Annotated in this window: 16 protein-coding genes; 15 read left to right on the forward strand and 1 reads right to left on the reverse strand. The window is 53.4% G+C overall.

Features of this window, described 5'->3' with window-relative positions; translation table 11 throughout:
• Positions 1-4: 4 nt before the first annotated feature.
• From WG929_RS13640 to acpS, 11 genes are all read left to right on the forward strand, one after another.
• Positions 5-706 carry a sigma-E factor negative regulatory protein gene (locus WG929_RS13640; protein WP_416206480.1) on the forward strand — a complete coding sequence of 234 codons (702 nt, stop codon included), beginning with the start codon at positions 5-7 and terminating at the stop codon, positions 704-706.
• A complete protein-coding gene (locus WG929_RS13645) occupies positions 703-1,728 on the forward strand; it encodes a MucB/RseB C-terminal domain-containing protein (protein ID WP_416206481.1) in 1,026 nt (341 codons plus the stop codon). The genes WG929_RS13640 and WG929_RS13645 overlap by 4 nt, the downstream gene beginning before the upstream one ends.
• Positions 1,729-1,732: 4 nt before the next feature.
• The gene (locus tag WG929_RS13650; protein WP_416206482.1) at positions 1,733-2,155 is read left to right on the forward strand and encodes a SoxR reducing system RseC family protein; all 423 of its coding nucleotides are present in this window, start codon (positions 1,733-1,735) and stop codon (positions 2,153-2,155) included.
• Between the two features lie 94 nt (positions 2,156-2,249).
• The gene (locus tag WG929_RS13655; protein ID WP_416206483.1) at positions 2,250-3,638 is read left to right on the forward strand and encodes a DegQ family serine endoprotease; all 1,389 of its coding nucleotides are present in this window, start codon (positions 2,250-2,252) and stop codon (positions 3,636-3,638) included.
• Between the two features lie 153 nt (positions 3,639-3,791).
• On the forward strand, positions 3,792-5,591 hold the full coding sequence (lepA, locus tag WG929_RS13660) for a translation elongation factor 4 (protein WP_416206484.1): 1,800 nt from the start codon (positions 3,792-3,794) through the stop codon (positions 5,589-5,591).
• Positions 5,591-5,950 (forward strand): DUF4845 domain-containing protein, encoded by a 360-nt coding sequence (locus tag WG929_RS13665; protein ID WP_416206485.1) that lies wholly within the window; start codon positions 5,591-5,593, stop codon positions 5,948-5,950. The genes lepA and WG929_RS13665 overlap by 1 nt, the downstream gene beginning before the upstream one ends.
• Complete coding sequence (gene rnc / locus WG929_RS13670; protein WP_416206486.1) at positions 5,951-6,637, forward strand: ribonuclease III; 687 nt, start codon at positions 5,951-5,953, stop codon at positions 6,635-6,637.
• Positions 6,634-7,530, forward strand: coding sequence for a GTPase Era (gene era, locus WG929_RS13675; protein WP_416206487.1), 897 nt, complete (start codon positions 6,634-6,636; stop codon positions 7,528-7,530). Before rnc ends, era begins: the two co-directional genes overlap by 4 nt.
• A complete protein-coding gene (recO, locus tag WG929_RS13680; RefSeq protein ID WP_416206488.1) occupies positions 7,530-8,180 on the forward strand; it encodes a DNA repair protein RecO in 651 nt (216 codons plus the stop codon). The genes era and recO overlap by 1 nt, the downstream gene beginning before the upstream one ends.
• A gap of 74 nt (positions 8,181-8,254) precedes the next feature.
• Complete coding sequence (gene pdxJ / locus WG929_RS13685; RefSeq protein WP_416206489.1) at positions 8,255-8,995, forward strand: pyridoxine 5'-phosphate synthase; 741 nt, start codon at positions 8,255-8,257, stop codon at positions 8,993-8,995.
• The gene (gene acpS / locus WG929_RS13690) at positions 8,992-9,405 is read left to right on the forward strand and encodes a holo-ACP synthase (RefSeq protein WP_416206490.1); all 414 of its coding nucleotides are present in this window, start codon (positions 8,992-8,994) and stop codon (positions 9,403-9,405) included. The genes pdxJ and acpS overlap by 4 nt, the downstream gene beginning before the upstream one ends.
• 18 nt (positions 9,406-9,423) lie before the next feature.
• Here the strand turns inward: acpS and WG929_RS13695 are convergent, their stop codons facing one another.
• Positions 9,424-12,330 carry a response regulator gene (locus tag WG929_RS13695; RefSeq protein ID WP_416206491.1) on the reverse strand — a complete coding sequence of 969 codons (2,907 nt, stop codon included), beginning with the start codon at positions 12,328-12,330 and terminating at the stop codon, positions 9,424-9,426.
• 270 nt (positions 12,331-12,600) lie between these two features.
• Between WG929_RS13695 and cysM the strand changes: the two genes are divergently transcribed.
• From cysM to mazG, 4 genes are all read left to right on the forward strand, one after another.
• The gene (cysM, locus tag WG929_RS13700) at positions 12,601-13,497 is read left to right on the forward strand and encodes a cysteine synthase CysM (protein WP_416206517.1); all 897 of its coding nucleotides are present in this window, start codon (positions 12,601-12,603) and stop codon (positions 13,495-13,497) included.
• A 130-nt stretch (positions 13,498-13,627) separates the two neighbouring features.
• A complete protein-coding gene (gene rlmD / locus WG929_RS13705) occupies positions 13,628-14,944 on the forward strand; it encodes a 23S rRNA (uracil(1939)-C(5))-methyltransferase RlmD (protein ID WP_416206492.1) in 1,317 nt (438 codons plus the stop codon).
• Positions 14,937-17,183: a GTP diphosphokinase gene (gene relA, locus WG929_RS13710; protein ID WP_416206493.1), complete on the forward strand. Its 2,247-nt coding sequence runs from the start codon at positions 14,937-14,939 to the stop codon at positions 17,181-17,183. Before rlmD ends, relA begins: the two co-directional genes overlap by 8 nt.
• Positions 17,183-18,022 carry a nucleoside triphosphate pyrophosphohydrolase gene (gene mazG, locus WG929_RS13715; protein WP_416206494.1) on the forward strand — a complete coding sequence of 280 codons (840 nt, stop codon included), beginning with the start codon at positions 17,183-17,185 and terminating at the stop codon, positions 18,020-18,022. The genes relA and mazG overlap by 1 nt, the downstream gene beginning before the upstream one ends.
• The last annotated feature ends 32 nt before the right edge of the window (positions 18,023-18,054 follow it).

Genomic DNA, 18,054 nt, shown 5'->3' on the forward strand with positions numbered 1-18,054 from the left:
TCGCATGAATGAATCTCTTTCGGCTCTGGTCGATGGTGAAGCCGATGAACTCGAAGTACGCCGGGCTCTGAATCAGTTTGAGCAAGATGAGGAGCTGCGTGAGCGCTGGAGCCGTTATCAGTTGATGGGTGCGCTGATGCGTGAAGAACCCGTCACCACAATGGATTTGTCCAAAGGGATTATGCAGGCCATCGCGGGTGAACCTATGGATGAAGTACCGGCAAGACAAACCAGCGATAATGATGACGCCCAGTCCTCAGTTATCGCAGAGCCGGGTCACTCGCTGCGCAAGCGCAGTGGCTGGATTGCGTCTGGCGCTGTTGCTGCTTCCGTTACTTTGGCAGTGCTGCTGGGAGTGCGGGTAATCGATGAGGTCGGTTTGGTGAAAGCGGATGCGGTGGCATCGGCTGATGTGCAAGCTGCAGAGAGCAAACGTGTTGCTGGCTCGGATATTGCCGTATCGGCCCCCGCGACCGCTGCGTTTGAAACCGGCTTAAATTTTAATAGCGGTAATGTTGGCCTGGCATCAACGGATACCAGTGCTGCTGAGTCGACATTGACGGAAGAGCAGTTACGCGATGCCCAGAATCGTCTGCATGACTATGTTATGCAACACAGTGAGCATGCGGCACTGAATACCGGTCGGGGGTTAATGCCATTTGCCCGGGTAACCAGCTTTGAGCAAGGCGGAGACGCCCAGCAGTGAAGTCTGTCTGGTTTCTTCTGACCTTGGGACTGGTGTTGGCAACTCCTGCGAGTGCCGGTTCAGCAGGTTCGGGTGATCAGGCATCTGGCGCTGGTTCGGCTGCCGGGGTTGCAGGTTTCACTGACCCCAGGCAGTGGCTTGAACGTATGTCTCACGCCATCAAGGAAACCAATTACCAGGGCGTTCTGGTGTTTGGCAATGACCAGCTCTGGCACACCATGGCTATCAGTCACGCCATGGAGGATGGGGTCGAATATGAGAAAATCTCCCATCTGACGGGCAACCCCAGAGAAATTATTCGGGCTGGGCAAGACGTCAGCTGCACTCATCCTGATGATCAGGCACTGCGTCTTTATGATCAGTCTGCCAACCTGCTGTCGGGGATTGATCCTCATCTGCCGGCACTGGATTCCTACTACCAGCTTCGGCAAGCTCGTCCAGAGAGAATCGCCGGGCGTAATGCCTTGCAAATTCAGGTTATTCCAAACGATACCTTCCGCTTTGGTCAGAACCTGTGGCTGGATGAAAAAACCGGTCTGTTATTACGTTCCGATCTGGTTGACCGGTCGCGCAAGGTGATCGAACGTTATCAGTTTGCCCAAATTACCATCGGTCAGACTATTCCAGCATCAGAATTTGACGTGCCGCCAGGCAGTCATCCGTACGTATCCCATCTTGCTACCCCTGGAACCGTGACGATTGTTGAACATCAGCAAGGCTGGTATCCACAATGGGTGCCCCCCGGTTTTACCCAGTCGGTGGAGCGGGATATCGAGAGCCGTGATGCGTTGATGTACAGTGACGGCTTGTCAGCCTTCACTTTGTTTGTGGATCAGGTAGAACAGGATTCCATGCCTGATATGAGTCGGCGTTGGGGGGCGACCGCTGCGGTTGTTCGCCACCAGCGTGATGGTGAGCGTAATATGCGCATTACCGTTGTTGGTGAATTGCCAATGGCGACGGCCAAGCGGATAGCTCTGTCTGTTCGCCATGCTGGTGACAGTCCGGTGTCGGGGAGATAAGTCCATGCCACATGAAGTTGTTGAAGTGAAAGAAATCGCCGCCGGTGGTGTTTGGGTTGAAGGACTGCAGCAAAGTGCCTGCGGCAGTTGTAATGCCCGTGCCGGATGTGGTCAGGCGACGCTCAGCAGTCTGGGCAAGCCGGTACGGTTGTGGGTTGCAACGGAGTATGTTCTTCAGCCCGGCCAGCAAGTAGTGCTGGATTTGCCCTCCGGCAGTCTTGCAGCCAGTGCGGCCACACTCTATGGTACTCCGCTGATCGGCCTGATTCTTGGCGCAGCGGCCGGACAGGCATCCGGTGGCGATGTGGCTGCCTTGCTGGTCGGTGTGCTGGGTCTGGCAGGAGGACTCCTGCTGGCTCGTTACATTGCCAATCTGAAACGCCACCAGTGGCTTCCTGCAATTGTTTCTGTGTGTTCGGAATTCTGATCACAAAATCGAATCTATAGTACTTACTTGCTACGTTGGTTCATCATTATCTTGGTGTTAATCATCATCTCGGTATTGCTGTTAAGGGCTCTCTATGACCAGAATATTAAAATTACTGTTTCCCGTTGTCTTACTACTGGCTTCTGCAGTGCATGCCAGCTTGCCGGATTTTCGAGATCTGGTAAAAGAAGCGTCTCCGGCGGTTGTTAATATCAGCACGGTACAGCATGTCAGTGCCGGATTGTCCGGTTCCTACCAACAGCGTTATGGCTTGCCTGAGGATGTACCTGAAATATTCCGGCACTTTTTTGGCGAGCGAATGCCTTCGCCGCGTGGTGAGCAGGAAAAAACATCGCTGGGTTCCGGTTTTATCGTCTCCCACGACGGTTACATCCTCACGAATAATCACGTGATCAAGGATGCCGATGAAATTGTTGTGCGCCTGAATGATCGGCGCGAGCTGGAAGCCAAGTTGATCGGTGCCGATGAGAGTTCCGATCTGGCGTTACTCAAGGTCGAAGCTGATGATTTGCCGATTGTTGCACTGGGTGATTCCGATGTGCTGGAGGTTGGCGAATGGGTCGTTGCCATCGGCTCGCCGTTCGGTTTTGACTATTCCGTGACGGCAGGGATTGTCAGTGCCAAAGGACGCAGCTTGCCGAACGAAAATTATGTCCCTTTTATCCAAACAGATGTGGCGATCAATCCGGGCAACTCAGGTGGCCCGCTGTTTAATCTGAATGGCAAAGTGGTCGGGATCAACTCGCAAATTTATACCCGCTCTGGTGGTTTTATGGGGGTTTCATTTGCGATTCCGATTAACGTGGCCATGGACGTTGCTGATCAGCTGAAGGAAAAAGGCAAGGTAAGTCGTGGCTGGCTGGGGGTGGTGATTCAGGAAGTCAGCAAGGATCTGGCCGAGTCGTTTGGACTGGATAAAGCAGCGGGCGCACTGGTAGCCCAGGTGGTTCCTGATAGTCCGGCGGAGAAAGCGGGTTTGAAAAGCGGCGATATTATTACCCGTTTTAACGGCGAGGCCATTTATCTGTCGTCTGATTTACCCCATCAGGTTGGCCGGGTAAAACCCGGCACCAGTGCCCGTATCGACCTGGTCAGAAACGGCAAGCGCAAACGCATTGATGTTGAAATTGGAGTGTTATCGAATACGCAAACGCTGGCATCCAATACCCCTCCCGGTGAATTCGACAGTGACTCAATGGGCGTTCTGGTGGCTGAACTGGACGACAGTCAGCGGCGCAAACTGGGTTCTGGCGGGGTTCTGGTCAAATCGGTCAGTGATGGCCCTGCGGCAGTATCCGGTTTGATGCCGGGAGATGTAATCACCATGATTCACGGAGAAAACATCAACGATCTGGATGATTTTAAACAGGTCATTGCCGGGCTGCCAGATGATCGTAATGTGCCGATGCGCATCATTCGTCGTGGTGCAGCGCTCTTTATCCCGTTACACGTGCCGAAATAGCAGGCTCACTGTGACACAACAAGGGCAACCTCAGGGTTGCCTTTGTTGTGTCTGATTCATTGTCGGCGCGGTCTGTTTGAGTCTTCATTAGCCATATATGCCACTTTCAAGTAAAATCCCGCCCCATTTCTTTTGCTGCCTGGATGTCATTCTGTGAGCCACCTGGACCACATTCGTAACTTTTCCATTATTGCCCATATCGATCATGGCAAATCCACGCTGTCAGATCGGATTATTCAGATTTGCGGCGGCTTGACCAATCGCGAAATGCAGCAGCAAGTGCTCGACTCGATGGATATTGAGCGCGAGCGCGGTATCACCATCAAGGCCCAAAGCGTGACGCTGGATTATGTCGCAAGAAATGGCGAAACCTATCAGCTGAACTTTATTGATACCCCCGGGCACGTTGATTTCAGCTACGAGGTGTCACGCTCCCTGTCTGCTTGCGAAGGCGCATTGCTGGTGGTCGACGCGGCGCAAGGGGTGGAAGCTCAGTCCGTTGCCAACTGTTACACCGCAATTGAGCAAGGTCTGGAAGTTCGCCCGGTATTAAACAAAATGGATTTGCCTCAGGCAGATCCGGATAAAGTCGCCCAGGAAATTGAAGATATTATTGGGCTGGACGCCACCGAAGCGGTGCGTTGCAGTGCCAAGAGCGGTCTTAATGTAGAAGATGTTCTGGAAGATCTGGTTGCCCATATTCCGCCTCCTGAAGGAAATATTGATGGCCCATTGCAAGCACTGATTATCGACTCCTGGTTTGACTCCTACCTTGGCGTTGTGTCTCTGGTTCGAGTGAAAAACGGAGTTATTCGCAAGGGTGATAAAATACGTCTCAAAAGCACGGGCAGAGATCACCTGGTCGATGGCGTCGGTATCTTTACGCCCAAACGTCACGAAAAGAAAGAACTGCGCACTGGTGAAGTCGGCTATATGGTGGCTGGTATCAAGGACATTCACGGTGCGCCCGTGGGTGATACCATTGTCAGTTCCAAATTTCCGGACACCGGGGCGTTGCCTGGTTTCAAAAAGGTCAAACCACAGGTGTATGCCGGGTTGTTTCCCGTCAGTTCGGATGACTTTGAAAGCTTCCGTGACGCTCTGGAAAAACTCTCGCTGAACGATGCCTCGCTGTTTTACGAACCTGAAAACTCCGATGCTCTCGGTTTTGGTTTCCGTTGTGGTTTCCTGGGCATGTTGCATATGGAAATTATTCAGGAACGGCTTGAGCGTGAATACGACATGGATCTGATCACGACTGCGCCAACGGTTATTTATCAGGTGGTTACCCAAAAGGGTGATGTTATTGAGGTTGATAACCCGTCGAAGTTGCCGGATATTGGCTCAATCACTGAAATGCGTGAACCGATTGCGGAAGCCAATATTCTGGTGCCGCAAGAATATCTGGGCAACGTCATCTCGCTCTGTATCGATAAGCGCGGTGTCCAGCTTGATATGCAATACACGGGCAGTCAGGTATCTCTGAAGTACGAATTGCCCATGGGCGAAGTGGTGATGGACTTCTTCGATCGGCTAAAATCTGCCAGCCGGGGTTTTGCATCGCTGGATTACAACTTCAGCCGCTTTGAAGCAGCACCTCTGGTACGTCTGGATGTACTGGTCAACGGTGAACGGGTCGATGCTTTGGCGGTGATTATGCATCGCGACAATGTCCGTCGTCGTGGTGCAGCACTGACGGAAAAAATGAAAGAACTGATTCCGCGCCAGATGTTTGATGTCGCTATTCAGGCGGCGATGGGCAATCAGGTGGTCGCTCGGACAACCATCAAGGCATTACGCAAAAACGTCACCGCCAAATGTTATGGCGGCGATGTCAGCCGCAAGAAGAAACTGTTGCAAAAGCAGAAAGACGGCAAGAAACGGATGAAACAAATTGGTAGTGTTGAAATTCCACAATCAGCGTTTCTGGCTGTTCTCAAGGTAGATGATTAATGAAAAAACAATCTGGTATGTCGTTTTACGCTGTCATGGTGATCCTGTTGGTTGTCGGTGTGGTTGCCAAGGCAGGAATTGCCATTGTTCCCATGTATTGGGACAACCGTATGCTGCAACAGGTGCTGGAAACAATGCACAAGTCGAAAACAGTCACCGGTACCAGTTCGGTCAAGGATTTGCACGGAGTGTTGGCCGCCCGTATTCGTTCCAATAGCTTGAATATTTCCCTTGATGGCCTGGTTGCGACGCGCAGCAAGGGCGTATTGACGATGGACTGGAATTACGAAGTCAAAGAGCATTTCATGGGTAACCTGTATGTCGTTGGCCAATTTTCTCATCACGAAGAATTTGAATAAGTGAATGACCCTCTGTTAAAACTTTCCCAGCGTTTGGGGTACACCTTTCATGATGAACAACTGGTGACCCTGGCGCTTACCCACCGCAGCAAAGGCGGCACGAACAATGAACGCCTCGAATTTCTGGGTGATTCCATTCTCAATTTTGTTATCGCTGAAGACCTCTACCAGCGGTTTGGCCTGGCTCGTGAAGGCAAACTCAGCCGTTTGCGTGCACGTATGGTCAAGGGCAAGACGCTGGCCGACCTGGCCCGTGAATTTGGACTCGGAGACTTCTTGATTCTGGGTTCTGGTGAGCTGAAAAGTGGAGGTCATCGGCGGGAATCCATTCTGGCCGATACGGTTGAAGCCCTTATCGGCGCTATCTATCTGGATGCCGGGCTGGACGCGGCTCGCGGGTGTATTCTTACCTGGTACAAAACCCGGCTGGATGAATTGTCACTGGAAGATCCGATCAAGGATCCCAAAACCCGTTTGCAGGAACATCAGCAAGGTCAACATTTACCGCTGCCAAAATACAGCGTGCTGGCGTTGACCGGGCCAACCAACGAGCAGATATTCAAGGTTGAAGTTCGCATTCAGGATGCCGAACCCGAGGTCGCCGAAGGTGCCAGTCGTCGGGCTGCAGAGCAGGCTGCTGCAATGCAGCTGCTGACCCAACTCGGCATCAGTGAGGAAGAAAAATGACACAACGTACCGGGTTTGTTGCCATCGTGGGTCGCCCCAACGTTGGCAAGTCAACATTGCTTAATCGTATTCTCGGGCAGAAATTGTCCATTACCTCGCGCAAGCCGCAAACCACCCGTCATCAGATATTAGGCATCAAGACAGAAGATGATGTTCAGGTGGTTTATGTCGATACACCCGGCATGCACCTGCGTCAGGAAAAGGCCATCAACCGCTATATGAACAAGGCGGCCACAATGGCAGTCAAGGATGTTGATCTGGTCATTATGGTGGTTGACCGGACACGCTGGACCGATGAAGACGACATGGTATTGCAGGCTGTCAGCCAGCAGCGGGCTCCGGTGGTGCTGGTGGTCAACAAGGTCGACTTTATCAAGGACAAGGACGAAGAATTGTTGCCGTACCTGCAATCCTTGTCTGACCGTTATGCGTTTGCCCAGATCGTGCCGCTGAGTGCCAAGACCGGCCGTAACGTTGATCGGCTGGAATCGCTGATTAACAGTTATTTGCCAGAAGCTCAGTATTTTTACCCGGAAGACCAGATTACCGATCGCAGTTCGCGCTTTTTGGCCGCCGAGCTGGTGCGAGAAAAAATCATGCGCCAACTGGGCGATGAATTGCCTTACGCCATGACGGTTGAAATTGAAGAATTTACCCACGACGGTCGGCTGGCAGAAATCAGTGCCCTGATTCTGGTTGAGCGACCGTCACAAAAACGGATTGTGATCGGTGATGGCGGCTCCCGTATCAAGCAAATCGGACAGGATGCTCGCAAGGACATGGAAATCCTGTTTGACTGCAAAGTGATGCTGAACCTATGGGTCAAAGTCAAAACCAACTGGTCTGATGACGAACGAGCCCTGCGTAGCCTGGGTTACGACGATCGTTCCTGATGCAAGCGCTGGTGGTTTTGCATCGGCGGCCGGTGGGTGAGTCCGGCTGGCTGGTGAACGCCTTGTGTGAACGAGATGGTCATCGGCTACTGTTGGCACCAAGACGGCAAGCATTGCAACTGCATCAAATCTATCGTGGCGCATGGCAAGCAGAACAAGACTGGCCCCGACTGGTGTTGGCCGAACCTGGGCACATCTTTGTGCTGACAGAGAATGCCCTGTTTTGCGCTTCTTATCTGAATGAGCTGTTGATTCGCCTGTTACCTCAGGGAGAAGCCTTGCCAGGTATGTATCAGCGATATATCCGCACCCTGGCTGCTCTCACCGGGCAACAGGCGGAAGAACCCTGGTTACGCATGTTTGAGTATCAGCTGTTGTCGGATCTGGGGTTCGGCTTTCACTGGCATCTGGATACAAAAGGCGATGCGATTCGGGCGTCGGAGCGTTATTGTTTTGATCCGCAGTCCGGGTTTGCGCCAACTGGGGATAGTGGGGGATTTCCCGGCCAAGTGTTACTGGCGATTCATCAAGGACAATTACGCTTGCCTGAGTTACGGGTCGCCAAGCACATACTGCGGCAAGCGTTGTCAGAATGGCTGGCGCAGCCTTTAAACAGCCGCCGGTTATTTGATCTGCCAGCTGATGTTTAACCCTCTGTGAGTATCGCATCACTCCCGCTTTAATCGCTGCTAGCGTTCAAACCCAACTGATTGAGGATATTTTTGTGATCAAAGACGGCCGTGTTCTTCTTGGTGTCAATATCGACCATATAGCGACGCTGCGTCAGGCCCGTGGTACCCGTTATCCCGACCCGGTACAAGCGGCTTTTGTTGCTGAACAGGCTGGTGCTGATGGCATCACCATTCATCCCCGTGAAGATCGGCGTCACATCCAGACCCGTGACGTTTACGTACTGAAAGAAACCCTGACCACCCGCATGAATCTGGAAATGGCGGTCACCGAAGCCATGCTGCAACTGGCCGAAGAAGTTGAGCCAGAATGTGTCTGTCTGGTACCTGAAAAACGGGAAGAATTGACGACCGAAGGTGGTCTGGATGTGATGGGTCAGGAAACCCAGATTACTGCTGCGGTGACACGCCTGAAGCAGGTTGGCAGTGTTGTCTCATTGTTTATCGACCCGGATCTGGCCCAGATTGACGCTGCGGTTCGTACAGGTGCTCCGGTGATCGAATTACATACCGGGCGCTATGCCGATGCAACGGCAGCGACGGCTGTTCGGGAAGAGCTGCAACGGATTCGGGCAGCGGCACAGTATGCGCATCAGTGCGGTTTGATCGTGAACGCCGGGCATGGCTTGAATTACCACAATGTTGAGCCGATTGCGGCTATTGCCGAGATCAATGAATTGAATATTGGCCACGCAATTGTTGCCCATGCGCTGTTTGTGGGTATGGAACGTGCGGTTACCGAGATGCGCACCTTACTGGCTGATGCCTCGTCATGACCGCAACAAATCTGGCCGTTGCTCTATCGCCGGCAGTGATGGGTGTCGGTACCGATATGATCCGAGTGGATCGTATCGAGGCGGTTTTTCGTCGCAAGGGGGAACGGCTGGTACAGCGCATTCTGACCCCAGCTGAACAAGACGTGTGGCGGGCGCGAGGTTGTTCGATCAACTTTCTGGCCAAGCAGTTTGCTGCCAAGGAAGCCTTGGCAAAAGCCCTGGGAACCGGGATAGCACAAGGCGTGGGTTTTCAGCAACTGGAGGTTCTGCGTAGCGCCCAGGGAGCACCGGTGGTTGCACTGTTTGGTGCTGCCGCTGACCGTTTGCATCAATTGGGAGGCTGTCAGGCACTGGTCAGCCTCTCGGATGAACAGCAGTGGGTACTGGCCTTTGCCGTGCTGTCGCGTTAGTTGACTGGGTGACCTGTTTCAGTCCTGGTTGCTGTTGGTCATGGCGCTGCGCCAGTCGTAGTGGGTGGACCATTGTTGCAATTTTTCAGCAGTCGCAACCATACACCGTACCCGATCCGGCAAAGCTGCAAATTGCTTGCTCTTTAACGTTGTCTCCAACACTTCCAGATCATGTCTGAGGGCTGGAATACCACAGTAACGTGATGCACCGTGCAGACGATGTACCGCTGCTTGCAAGTCGACCAGATTTTCTTCTTCCCACAGCTCCCGGATACGATTCAGCTCCTTGGGTAATGAGGTTAACAACATATCCATCATGTCGCAGGCGAGTGCCGGTTTGCCACTGGCGCAGCGCAGCGCCAGCTCCAGCGAAAACAGTCCGGGTTGATCTTTCTGTTCATTCACTGGATCCATGCCATAGTCGGCTTCTGGCGTTTCCTGTATGGGTTCGGTTGGTGGCATAAAACCGGTCCAGCGGTAAATACACTGCGCCAGTTGGTCCATTGAGATAGGTTTGGTTTGATAGTCATTCATGCCTTCCTTGAGCAGCTGTTGTTTTTCATCCGCCATGGCATGCGCGGTTAATGCGACTACCGGAATTCCTTGTTTGTTCGGTAACGTGCGAATCCGTTTGGTGGCTTCCAGTCCATTCATTCCCGGCATCTGGATATCCATAAACACCAGATCGATATGTTGTTGCTGAATCATATTAATGGCTTCCTGACCGGATGATGCACCATAGGTCGGCAGACCGAGGTCGCGCAACAGGGTAACGACCAGGCGCAGATTGGCGTCATTATCATCAACAGCGAGAATATGGGGTGGAAGGCCGGGTGTCTGATGCAATTGCCGCAGCAGGGCAGGTGGTTCGTCATCAACTGATTCGCCGTTCAGGAGGTCTGACAACAGTGCATGCAGTTTGCGGCTGCTGAATGGTCGGGTCATACAGGCAAAAGCGCCGTAGTGACGCAGCTGATCCAGGTGGTCGTGACTGAGGCTGTCTACCAAGGTAATAATTGGCACGCCGTAAGGAACCAGTTGTCGGGAAATTTGCTGGCACAAGGAGCTGCCAAGGTAATCACTTTCGACGGTGATAATGACCGCGTTCGGTCTGTCAGTCGTGCTTAGCAACAACTGCTCCAGCTCCTTGATTGAAACACAATCTGTGCTGACCAGTTGCCATTCTGCCAACAGTGTACACAGATTGTGTTTGCTGTCCGGGTGTCCGTCGAGTATCGCAATGTGGCCTGGTTGCAGGCTTGCCAGTGCGGCCGGAGGGTTGTTATCCAGATCGGTGCTGAAGTGAAAACTGAACACCGAACCTTCACCCGGGTGGCTCTCGACGCGAATATCACCGTGCATTGCTTGCACCAGGGCCCGTGAGATAATCAGACCAAGGCCGGTGCCACCAAACTGCCGGGCAGTGCTGGCATCGGCCTGACTAAAGGCATTAAACAGCCGCTTTTGCTGTTCCAGAGACAGCCCGATCCCGGTATCCCGAACGTCAACATTGATGCTGGCCTGGTTGCTACGGACATTGATCAGACTGATATAAACAGCCACTGAGCCTGATTCAGTGAATTTGATCGCGTTACCAACCAGATTGGTCAGCACCTGTTTAAGGCGCAGTTCATCACCCTGCAACTGACAGGGAACGTCGGTATCGATTTTTAGAGACAGTGCCAGTTGCTTGTTAATGGCATCCGGTGTTAACGCAATTAACACATCTTCCGCAACGTCCCGGAGGTTGACGGCACTGTGGTCAATAATCAGTTTGCCGGCTTCCAGTTTGGACAGATCGAGAATGTCGTTAATGATGCGCATCAGGTCATCGGACGACTTGCGCATGGTGTCGATATAATCGCTTTGCCGTTCACTGAGGCGAGTACGTTCCATTAACTGCACATAGCCTTTGATACCGGTTAGCGGCGTCCGCAGTTCGTGACTGACGTTGGCAAGGAACTCGGATTTGAGGCGACTGGCTTCCTGGGCTTCGCGTTGGTCGAGCAGCAACTGGCGGTTACGGATTTCCAGATCATCCATGGTTTCCTGCATGTCGCGGGTGGCTTCCTCGATGCTGCGCTGCTGTTCAACACTGGTTTGTTGCAGTCCGGCTGCCAGGCTGTTGATTCCGCTGGCCATTTCGCTCAATTCGCCACCGCCTTCGACACGAACCCGGGCTTCGTATTTGCCATCTTCCAGTGCATGAATGGCTTGCAGAATACTGATGGTTGGCCGGGAGATCTGGCGGCTGATACGTACCGCGAGGAAAAAGCAGCTGATCAGCGTTACCAAGATCATGGTCAGCGACGAAGCGGCATGCTGATAGCGAGCCAGGCGGGTATTACTGACCGACAATTCCAGTTCGGCCCATCCCAGTAACTTGGGTTCAGCGGCTTGTTCCGCAAAAAACTGGGTGGATAGCTGGTCAGAAATGACCAGGTTTTGCGCCAGAACCGGTGTGCGCACCCGCACCGATTCACTGGTATGCATCAGGTGTAACTGGCCGCGCCTTAACGTTGAATCGGATAGTTGGTTGCTGATCATGCGTGGCCCGGCATGGGCCATCAGTTCCATATCCTGATTGTAGATACTGACTGAGCGAACGTCCGGTTCTTCCAACATGTTGTTGGCGATGTTCTGCAGAATGGCCACGTTGCCAATGGTAACGCCGTATTCGCAGACCGGTGCCAGCTGTTTTGCCATGGCCAGGGCGCGCTGGTCGAGCAGATCGTTGAGGTCGCGAAAACGCTGGCTGATAAAATAACTGCCAAGTACCAACGATACAATAAGACCTGGCAGCAGCCCCATTAACAATACGCGATGTTGAAGATTCCAGGTTTTCATGGTGCTCGCCAGGCAACCTGCTTGCAGGTCGAAAATAGAAAACGAAGAGTACTGAGTAATAGCAGTACACGCAATCACTCGCCGGTTCTCCGGTAGACGCACGGAAAGTGTCCGGAAAGCGTTCGGGAATAGCAATTTCCCTGTGCTGGTGGCGCAAGCAAGGGCTCAGCCAGGGTCAGGGAAGGGATAAAAAAGGCGGCTTCAGGAGTGGTAAAAAGCTCTATGAAGCTATATAGAAATCAGTAATTGTTATTAACGAATGGTCGGATTAACACGTACTATGTGTCGTATTTGGTTATATAAAGAATAGGTAAGGTGACTATTGTGACGACCTTGGCGACCCCTGACATTGATTATCCAACCATTGCTGACTGCGTCGGCCACACGCCGCTGGTGCGATTGCAGCGTATGGGTGCCAATACGGACGGCAACCAGATATTACTGAAGTTGGAAGGCAATAACCCGGCAGGATCGGTGAAAGACCGACCGGCACTGTCAATGATCCGCCTGGCCGAGCAGCAAGGTGAAATTCAGCCTGGAGATACGCTGATTGAAGCGACCAGCGGCAACACCGGGATTGCGTTGGCCATGGCCGCTGCGATGATGGGCTACCGCATGATGCTGATTATGCCGGACAGCAGCACGATGGAGCGACGCTGGGCAATGCAAGCCTATGGCGCGGAGTTGATTCTGGTCAGCAACGGCATGGAAGGTGCCCGTGATCTGGCGTTGTCGATGCAATCCCAAGGTCAAGGCAAGGTACTGAACCAGTTCGGCAATATGGCCAACCCAGAGGCTCATTATGTCAGCACCGGCCCGGAAATTTGGCAACAAACCGCTGGGCGGATTACCCATTTCGTCAGTTCCATGGGAACCACCGGAACGATTATGGGCATCTCCCGTTATCTTAAAGAGCAGAATCCGGCGGTCTGCGTTGTCGGATTACAACCCTCGGACGGCGCATCGATTCCGGGCATTCGTCGTTGGCCGGAAGAATACCTGCCCACTATCTTTGAGCGTCAGCGCGTCGATCAGATACTCGACATCGGCCAACACGAAGCGGAAAGCACCATGCGCCAGCTGGCCCGTGAAGAAGGCATCTTTTGTGGTGTTTCATCCGGTGGTGCGGTGTATGCGGCGTTGCAGCTGGCGTTGCAGCTGCAGAACGCCACGATTGTGGCTATTGTGTGTGATCGTGGCGACCGCTATTTATCCTCAGGTATTTTTGCTCCGGAGCAGGAATAATCGCCGAACTCACCCGTTAATCTGATTGTGACCGGGCTTCAGGGTTGCAATCCCGCCGAGAGTACCAATACTGTGCGCCGTTACTCGCCAGCGGAGATGTATCTAGCTGGCATTTGCTCAGGAGATATGGGTGGTCACGGCAAAAACCTTGCAACTGAATATTGATAATATGACGTCGGATGGACAGGGAGTCGCTCGCCTTGGCCGTGATGTCTATTTTGTGCCCGGCGCTTTGCCCGGTGAGCAGGTCACTGTCCGCCTGGACGGCCGCCGCAAAAAAGTCTGGATGACTCGGCTGGTATCGATTGAGCAGCCGGCAGCAGACCGGGTGATACCGGATTGCCCTCACTATCAGCGTTGTGGCGGTTGTGATTTACAGCATTTAGCGTATCCCGCCCAGGTTAACTTTAAACAACAGCGTGTCGAACGGGAGTTCAGTCGTCAGGGGCTGGTGGTGCTGGAATGGGCACCGCCGATAACCGCAGAACCTTGGGGCTATCGGCGTAAGGCGCGTTTGGGAGTGCGCTTCAGCAAAGACAAACAGCGTAATTTTCTCGGTTTTCGTGAAGCCGCTTCCGAGCATCTGACCAATATTGATCGCTGCCCAGTTTTGCCTGCGTTCCCGGCACTGGACTGGATGCGCTGGCGCGACGGTATTTCGACCCTGCAGGGACGTGATCGTATTACCCAGATTGAAGTAGTCGCGGCCGACAATGCGCTGGCGCTGGTGTTCCGTATTCTCAAACCGCTCTCGCTGGCGGATCAGCAATCATTGTGCTCGCTGGCTGAATCTCTGAGTGCTGACGCGTCACTGCAGCTGTGGCTCAATCCGGGGCGTGACGAACCGTCGGTGTGCATTTTCCCGCAACAACCGGTCGAGCTGGTTCATTTTGTGGATGAGCAGCCATTAAAAATGCAACTGAGTGACTTTTTCCAGGTCAATGGCCCGGTCAATCGCGCCATGGTGCAACAGGCACTGGCGTGGTTGCAGCCGCAAAAAGAGGACGTGATCTGGGACCTGTTTGCCGGACATGGAAATTTCAGTATGCCACTGGCCCGACGTTGCCAGCATGTCAGTGCGGTGGAGGTTCAGGCCGACATGGTCAGCAGTTTGCAGCGTCAGGCTGAATCTCTGGCGTTGTCCTTGCATGCGATTGAAGCAGATTTATCCAATTCAGGCGTGCTGGCTCACCTGCCGGCACCCGACAAGGTGTTGCTGGATCCGCCACGAGCAGGTGCGGCAGCCCTTATGCAGGAACTGAACGCCCGTAAGGTATCGCAGGTGCTTTATGTGTCTTGTGACGCAGCGACACTGGCGCGGGACTTGAGTACGCTGGCTGCGGCTGGCTACCAGATAGAAAAGGCAGGAATTATGGATATGTTTCCCCAGACGCATCATGTTGAAACCATGGTGCTGCTCAGCTACCGGGACAAGTGCCGTGGTTAAGGTAAGAGATGATCTCCCCCTCTGGCACGACGGGTCACTGGATGCTGAACGCTGGTTAGAAAGTGTTACCCAGGGTTACGAGATTCGGGATCCTGAGGTTTTATTAAAAGCATTACAGCTGGCCAAACAGCTGTCCGATGAAGCCATTGCCAATCAGACCTACTGGTCGGTTGACAGTGTGCAGATGGGCATTGAAATGGCACAGCTGCTGATGGATCTGAGGCTGGATACCGAGTCGCTGGTGGCCGCCGTGCTTTACCGTGCCGTACGGGAAGGGCGGCTGTCGCTGGCACGGGTAGAGCGTGATTTTGGTGGTGCCGTTGCCAAATTGATCGAGGGTGTGCTACGCATGGCGGCCATCAGCGCGATTCAGAACTCGTCGGATGATGTCGTGCTGGGGCAGCGCGAAGCCCAGGTCGACAACCTGCGTAAAATGCTGGTTGCTATGATTGATGACGTCCGAGTGGCGCTGATCAAGCTGGCCGAACGTACATCGGCCATTCGTGCTGTGAAGGACGCTCCGCCAGATCGCCGCAAAAAAGTGGCTGAAGAGGTGTTTAACATCTATGCGCCGTTGGCGCACCGTTTGGGGATTGGTCATCTCAAATGGGAATTGGAAGATCTGGCGTTTCGTTATTTGCAGCCCGACTCCTATAAACAGATTGCGCGCTTGCTGGATGAAAAACGGATTGCCCGCCAGGACTATGTGAATGGTGTGGTGCAGGCATTGCGGGAAGAACTGCTGAGTTATGGGATTCGTTGTGATGTGTATGGACGCGCCAAGCACATTTACAGTATCTGGCGCAAAATGAGTCGCAAAAACCTCGACTTCTCCCAGATATACGACATCCGTGCGGTCCGCATTCTGGTGCCCGAGCTGCGTGATTGTTACGCCGCGCTGGGAACCGTGCACACGCTCTGGCGCCATATTCCCAACGAGTTCGACGACTACATCGCCAATCCCAAGGAAAATGGTTACCGCTCCCTGCATACCGCCGTGATCGGCCCGGAAGGCAAGGTGCTTGAAGTGCAGATTCGTACCCATGCCATGCACGAAGACGCTGAGTTGGGTGTTTGTGCTCACTGGCTGTACAAGGGTACCGATACCAACGGCAAGGATCACGGCTACGAACAAAAAATTGCCTGGCTGCGACAAGTGCTGGAATGGCACGAAGAACTGGATGACCTGCCGGAACTGGCACGGGAATTACGCAGCGATATCAATCCGGATCGTATCTACGTTTTTACCCCGGATGGTCATGTGGTGGACTTGCCGCCGAGTGCGACACCGGTGGATTTTGCCTACCGGGTACATACCGAAGTGGGCAACAAGTGTCGTGGTGCCAAGGTTAATGGCCGCATTGTGCCTTTGACCTACATTCTCAAAACCGGTGAACAGATTGAAATTCTGACCCATCCCAATGCCAACCCCAGTCGTGACTGGTTGTATCCAGAGTCCGGGTATATTCATACCAGCCGGGCCAGGGCCAAAGTCGCGCACTGGTTCAAGTTGCAGGCGCGGGATCAGAACATCGATGAAGGACGCGCGCTGGTACTGCGTGAATTGGATCGTCTGGACCTGGCGCAGGAACCCCTGCACGATATTGCCCAGAATATGAACATGAAGTCGATCGATGACATGTTTGCTGCGGTCGGCGCTGGCGATATGCGTGTCGGCCAAATTGTCCATGCCGTACTGCGTCAGGCCGATGTCGGACAGCCCCAGCAAGAATTACCCTTGGCTCGCAAGGTGGCGGAGACAACCGTCAAGCCGGGCAAGGACGATATTTACATTGAAGGTGTGGGCAATCTGTTGACGCAAATGGCGCAATGTTGTCAGCCGTTACCCGGCGACGATATTCGCGGCTATGTCACCATCGGTCGTGGTGTAACCGTGCATCGCAGCGATTGTGAGAATCTGCTGCACCTGGAGACGATTGAGCCAAGTCGTGTTCTGCAAGTCACCTGGGGCGTCAAGCCGACCCGTACCTACCCGGTCGAAATGTCGATTCTGGCGTATGACCGTACCGGCCTGTTACGTGACGTCAGTGCGGTACTGGCGAATGAGCGAGTTAATGTAATCGGCGTGAATACCCAGTCGAACCAAGGCGACCATACTGCCAGTATGCAGTTGACGGTAGAAGTCGAAAGCCTGGAAAACCTCGGCCGGTTGATGAAAAAAATCGAACAGCTGCCCAACATCATGTCGGCTCGTCGTATTCGCGGGGGCCAGTCCTGATGTATCAACTGGACGATTTACTGACGCTGATGGCCCGGTTGCGCAACCCGAAAACGGGTTGCCCCTGGGATCTGCAGCAAGATTTCGCCAGCATCGTGCCCCATACGCTGGAGGAAGCCTACGAAGTCGCTGATGCCATCGAACGCCAAGACTGGCCTCATCTTGAAGAGGAGCTGGGCGACTTGCTGTTCCAGGTGATTTTTTATGGTCAATTGGGTGTCGAACAGCAGCATTTTACGGTGGCCAGTATTATCGACCGTTTGGTGACCAAGCTGATTCGTCGTCACCCTCATGTGTTTCCGGCTGGCACGCTGGAGAGCGAACGTGATCCATCGATAACACCACAAGCAGCCGAGATCAACGCCAATTGGGAAGCCATCAAGGAAGCAGAGAATGCCGCCAAGCCGACGCCTCATCAGTCACGGTTGCTGGATTCTGTTCCAGCCACCATGCCAGGTTTGACTCGCGCCGTAAAATTGCAGAAAAAAGCCTCAACGGTCGGATTTGACTGGAATAATCCCCACGCGGTGGTCGACAAGATCCGTGAAGAGTTGGATGAAGTGCTTGTCGAGATGGATGCGAATGACCATCAGCGGCTGGAGTCTGAAATTGGTGATCTGCTGTTTGCAGTGGCCAACCTTGCACGTCATTACCATATTGATCCCGAGGTGGCGGTACGTGGCACCAACCAGCGTTTTAGTCAGCGCTTCGCTGTAGTCGAAGACCGTGCCCAGGCGGCGGGTGGCTGGCAGCAGGTAAGCCTCAGCGAGATGGAAATTTCCTGGCAAATCGCCAAACAAGTGGAAAAGCAGCAACAGGACAAAGGACGCCAAAATTAGCAAGCGGACTGATCTGAACGATCCCTGGCTCT

The sequence above is a fragment of the Oceanobacter antarcticus genome, assembly GCF_044962685.1.
In the GTDB taxonomy this organism is placed as follows: domain Bacteria; phylum Pseudomonadota; class Gammaproteobacteria; order Pseudomonadales; family Oceanobacteraceae; genus Oceanobacter; species Oceanobacter antarcticus.

Bases quoted from the DNA above. Each gene is read 5' to 3' on its own strand.
- WG929_RS13640 (WP_416206480.1), top strand. From the start codon at position 5: ATGAATGAATCTCTTTCGGCTCTGGTCGATGGTGAAGCCGATGAACTC.
- WG929_RS13650 (WP_416206482.1), top strand. From the start codon at position 1,733: ATGCCACATGAAGTTGTTGAAGTGAAAGAAATCGCCGCCGGTGGTGTT.
- WG929_RS13655 (WP_416206483.1), top strand. From the start codon at position 2,250: ATGACCAGAATATTAAAATTACTGTTTCCCGTTGTCTTACTACTGGCT.
- WG929_RS13665 (WP_416206485.1), top strand. From the start codon at position 5,591: ATGAAAAAACAATCTGGTATGTCGTTTTACGCTGTCATGGTGATCCTG.
- era (WP_416206487.1), top strand. From the start codon at position 6,634: ATGACACAACGTACCGGGTTTGTTGCCATCGTGGGTCGCCCCAACGTT.
- recO (WP_416206488.1), top strand. From the start codon at position 7,530: ATGCAAGCGCTGGTGGTTTTGCATCGGCGGCCGGTGGGTGAGTCCGGC.
- acpS (WP_416206490.1), top strand. From the start codon at position 8,992: ATGACCGCAACAAATCTGGCCGTTGCTCTATCGCCGGCAGTGATGGGT.
- mazG (WP_416206494.1), top strand. From the start codon at position 17,183: ATGTATCAACTGGACGATTTACTGACGCTGATGGCCCGGTTGCGCAAC.